The sequence below is a fragment of the Binatus sp. (SeqCode) genome (genome assembly GCF_036522015.1).
Taxonomy (GTDB): Bacteria; Desulfobacterota; Binatia; order Binatales; family Binataceae; genus Binatus.
On sequence record NZ_DATDGQ010000190.1, the window covers coordinates 1 to 3,417 of the forward strand.

4 protein-coding genes are annotated in these 3,417 nt (G+C 60.7%); 2 read left to right on the top strand and 2 right to left on the bottom strand.

The window, feature by feature from the left end; genetic code table 11:
* Positions 1-292: acyl-CoA dehydrogenase family protein (locus VIW95_RS08085; protein ID WP_331585204.1), on the bottom strand; the 292-nt coding region annotated here is incomplete at its 3' end.
* Positions 293-602: 310 nt separating this feature from the next.
* Between VIW95_RS08085 and VIW95_RS08090 the strand changes: the two genes are divergently transcribed.
* Positions 603-1,394 (top strand): SDR family NAD(P)-dependent oxidoreductase, encoded by a 792-nt coding sequence (locus tag VIW95_RS08090; RefSeq protein WP_331585206.1) that lies wholly within the window; start codon positions 603-605, stop codon positions 1,392-1,394.
* Between the two features lie 7 nt (positions 1,395-1,401).
* Here the strand turns inward: VIW95_RS08090 and VIW95_RS08095 are convergent, their stop codons facing one another.
* Entirely contained in the window at positions 1,402-2,142 is a 741-nt protein-coding gene (locus VIW95_RS08095) for an acetoacetate decarboxylase family protein (protein ID WP_331585208.1), read from the bottom strand.
* A gap of 151 nt (positions 2,143-2,293) precedes the next feature.
* Between VIW95_RS08095 and VIW95_RS08100 the strand changes: the two genes are divergently transcribed.
* Positions 2,294-3,268: a thiamine pyrophosphate-dependent dehydrogenase E1 component subunit alpha gene (locus tag VIW95_RS08100; protein ID WP_331585210.1), complete on the top strand. Its 975-nt coding sequence runs from the start codon at positions 2,294-2,296 to the stop codon at positions 3,266-3,268.
* Positions 3,269-3,417 lie beyond the last annotated feature (149 nt).

The following is a 3,417-nucleotide window of genomic DNA, read 5'->3' on the forward strand; positions in this document are numbered from 1 at the left end:
GATCAACCGATCCCCACGCCAGTTCCTCGTGGAGGATGTGAGTCGCGAGCGGATCGAGTCCCAGCCCACCCATCGCGACCGGGATTCCAGCCACGTGGTAGCCAAGGCCGTAAGCCTGCTTCAGCACCCGTCTCAGCGGGGAGTCCGGCGCGATAACATCGTTAGGATCGGCCATGCGATCGAGTTCGATCGCGGCCGGTCGCATCACTTCCTTGGCGAAGCGATGAGCGCTCTCGCGCAGCGACTCGTACTCTTTTGGGACCCCCAGAGAGAGTTCACGGTAAGTGTCCATCGGTCTGTTTCTCCTCGCTTTGCAGGCTCTGGAAAGTCGCTGTCGCCATCTAATCAGTACCCAGCTTTCGATCATGGTGCATCGAACGTGCCACGGATGCGCGGACTGGACATCACGCGAACGCGCGAGATGATTGTCGCCAACGCAATGGGTTAACGAGGACGCGGCTTGGGTATGGCGCGAAAAGACGCACCGTATGGGTGCTTTCGATACAGGCTTGAATTAGACCATTTGCAAAAGTCCGCGAATGGGTGAGACAAAGCGATTGAACTCGGAGAAGCCTAATTCGACAAATGAAGCCGCCCGGGAAATGAGACAACTGATCGATCTGCATGGACGGCGCGCGCTGATAACCGGCGGCGGGCGCGGGATTGGCCGCTCGATGGCGCTTGCGCTGGCCGACGCCGGCGCGAATGTCGCGGTCGCCTCCCGCTCACAAGCTGAACTGGACGCGGTGACGAAAGAGATCGAAGAGCGCGGTCAGCGCGGCTTCCCGGTGATCATCGACGTGATGAATCGAGAGCAGATTACCGCTGGCGTCGACGAGGCTGCCCGCAAACTCGGCGGTCTCGACATTCTTATCAACAACGCGGGTGGCGTCATCGCGGAGAACCCGGCTCACCTCGATCCTCTCAATCATGACCCGCGCGCGTTCGAGGACAACCTGTTTCTGAACCTCACGCAGGCATTCCATGCGACGCACGCTGCGCTGCCCTACATGATCAAACAGAAGTGGGGCCGTATCATCAGCATCGGTTCCGGCTATGCGAAGAACGGCGGCGGCCCGCTAGCCTACTCGGCCGCGAAGCACGGGCTCATCGGCTTCACGCGATCGCTTGCTTATGCCGCCGCCCCGCACGGCATCAACGTGAACGTGCTATGCCCGGGATGGACCAACACCAGGCTTGTGGACTGGAACGTGCTGGGCGCGATGATGGGAGTGGGCACGGCGGACGCAAAACGATTCGCAGAGAGCCAGAACATCCAGAAGCGAATCGTCGAGCCTGATGAATTGGGCGCGATGGCCGCGATGCTCGCGTCGGACGCCTCAAGCGCGGTGACCGGACAGGTCATCAGCGTTGACGGCGGATTCATGATTTAGCGCGCGACTATTCGAGATGATCGATCACCTTGCCGAATCCTAGCGTCATCTCGCTAAGCATGTAGCTCGCCTGAATCACTCGCTTGACCGGCAAACGGTTCCACGGATCGAGCCGCGAGCTTTCCGCGAAAGCAATCGAGCCGACTCCCGTCCATGCCTCGATTACTTTGACCTCGGCGAGCGTCTCGATGAGCTCGGCACAGGACGGCCGCCCTTTCTCTTCGGGCGAAGGTATCAGGCGCATGCTGACCGGCGGCGTCGCGGCGGAGTGCCCATTGGCGGCCGGCCGCTCCGGACGAACGATCGCACTGGCGAGGCGTATACCTGCCGGACGTTCGAGCGTTCCACAAATCATGTCGCGATCGTTTTTGAATTCAATTTGCGCGAGCTTTTTCGGGAAACCCCAGATTTCGCGGCCGGCCAGCATCGGCGGCTCGGTCGTCACCGCGATGTGCATGATGTAGTTCATCGGGCGGCCGTTGTGCTCGACCAGAAGCGAAAGAATTGCTTCGTTGTACGGACCGAAAGTAGTCCACGGATATTCGTAAAACGAAAGGATTGCGGTGGCCGGCTCACTCAGCGTGAGCGGCGCCGGCAATGCTTCCAAGGCGGCTTCCAGATCGGTTTCAAACGCAACTGAAATCGAGCGTGTATTGCGATAGTAGAACGGCGGGCGCTGATACGCGGCGGCGTCCGCCGGCATCGAGTATCCTGCATTTCTGAGGTTGAGGTGTCCGTGCTTGGCCATACTGCGAATCCTCCTGAGGCGGGATTTCCATACTTGTGGCACTCGCACGAATATTGAACAAGCGCGCTCATTTGACGGTTTCTGCTCTTGGGAATAGTTTTCGCGGGGACAGTGGCGCCTTTCTCCCATATCCTTTTGGAGGTAACCCCTCATGGACATCAGTAAGGACAAGCTGCTCGAGATGTACCGCACGATGCAGAAGATCCGGCATTTCGAGTCGAAGGCGCGTGACTTGGCGATGGCGGCGGAGATTCCCGGCTTCGTCCACGTCTCGATCGGCGAAGAAGCTTCCGCCACCGGCGTCTGCGCCGCATTGCGCAAGACCGATCGCATCACGTCAACTCATCGCGGTCATGGACATCTGATCGCCAAGGGCGGACGCCTCGATCGGATGATGGCGGAGATATTCGGCAAGCGCACCGGATACTGCAAGGGCAAAGGCGGCTCGATGCATATCGTCGACTACTCGCTCGGAATCCTCGGCGCGAACGGCATCGTCGGCGCAGGACTGCCGATTGCTACCGGCTCCGCGCTGGGCGCCGTGATCGCCGGCAAAGACGATGTCACGGTGGCATTCTTCGGCGACGGCGCCTCCAACGAGGGCACCTTCCACGAGTCGCTGAACCTTGCGGCGGTGTGGAAGTTGCCGGTCGTCTTCGTCTGCGAGAACAACGGCTTCGGCGAGTTCACTCCGATGGCGGCGGTGACCTCGGTCAAGGACATCGCGGTGCGCGCGCAGGCCTACGACATCCCCGGCTGCATCGTCGACGGCAACGACGTGCTCGAAGTCTTTCGCTACACCAGCGAGGCGGTCGCCCGTGCCCGTGCAGGCGAAGGTCCCACGCTGCTCGAATGCAAGACCTATCGATGGGAGGGTCACGTCGTAGGCGAGCAGGCCTTTCTCGGCGACGGCGCGTATCGCGAGAAATCCGAGGTCGAAGAATGGAAGCGCAAGTGCCCGCTGATTCGATTCGAGAAATGGTGTGCGGCGAGCGGCAAGATAAGCTCGGCCGAACTCAAGAAGATCGTCGCCGACACGGAAAAGGAACTCGCCGACGCGGTCGAGTTCGCGCGCGCGAGCGAATTGCCCGCGGCGTCGGAAGTCACCGACGACGTTTACGCCTGAGCGCGCGCCAGCGGAGGAATCGTCATGCCGCAAACCAATTTTATCCAGGCGATCAACCAGGCCATCGCGGAAGAAATGGAACGCGACCCGCTGACTTTCCTGATGGGCGAGGACGTCGTGCTCGGCGCGTTCGGCGCGACCAAGGGTCT